Here is a 536-nt window from a genome sequence, read left to right as displayed (position 1 = left end):
AACTCCCCATCTGTCATTTCCGCGACCTCTTGAATTTGATAGCCATGAAATGCTTCTCGGAAAGCCTGGCGTTTGTTGAGTACCGTTTCCCAAGACAGACCAGCCTGATAAGTCTCCATACAGAGCAGTTCAAAAAGAGCGCGGTCATCATGAAGGGGTTGCCCCCACTCCTCATCATGATAGGCTACATATAAGGGATTATTCATTTTTACCCAACCACAGCGTTTTGGCATATTATACTCCTATTTGACCAACATCTTAAGGGCCGACTTGATATAGTTCTCTGCTGTATCCGTCGTTCCTTCAAAGAATTTCTTGATTTTCTTAAGTTCAGTCGCCTTGTAGCCCAGTGCCAGCATGGCTTCCATAGCTTCTTCCAGTTCTTGGTTTTCAGCGCTGGTTTGCACTGCGACCTTGGAAGGAAGGTCATCACTAGCCACGACTACCTTGCCTTCCAAGTCCAGCACCATCTGCTGGGCTGTTTTCTTGCCAATTTTAGGGAACTTGGTCAAGTAGGTGATGTTCTTAGTCTCGAT

The 536-nt window shown here is 46.3% G+C and carries 1 protein-coding gene and 1 pseudogene; both read right to left on the bottom strand.

Annotated elements, in window-relative coordinates; all coding sequences use genetic code 11:
- On the bottom strand, positions 1–233 hold a 233-nt coding region (locus GMD6S_RS10075; protein ID WP_001126062.1), incomplete at its 3' end, for a DNA-3-methyladenine glycosylase I.
- Between the two features lie 9 nt (positions 234–242).
- A pseudogene (locus GMD6S_RS10070) lies at positions 243–536 on the bottom strand (Holliday junction branch migration protein RuvA); the annotation flags it as partial.

The organism is Streptococcus sp. GMD6S (assembly GCF_000297015.1).
This window is presented reverse-complemented; position numbering and strand designations above follow the sequence as displayed.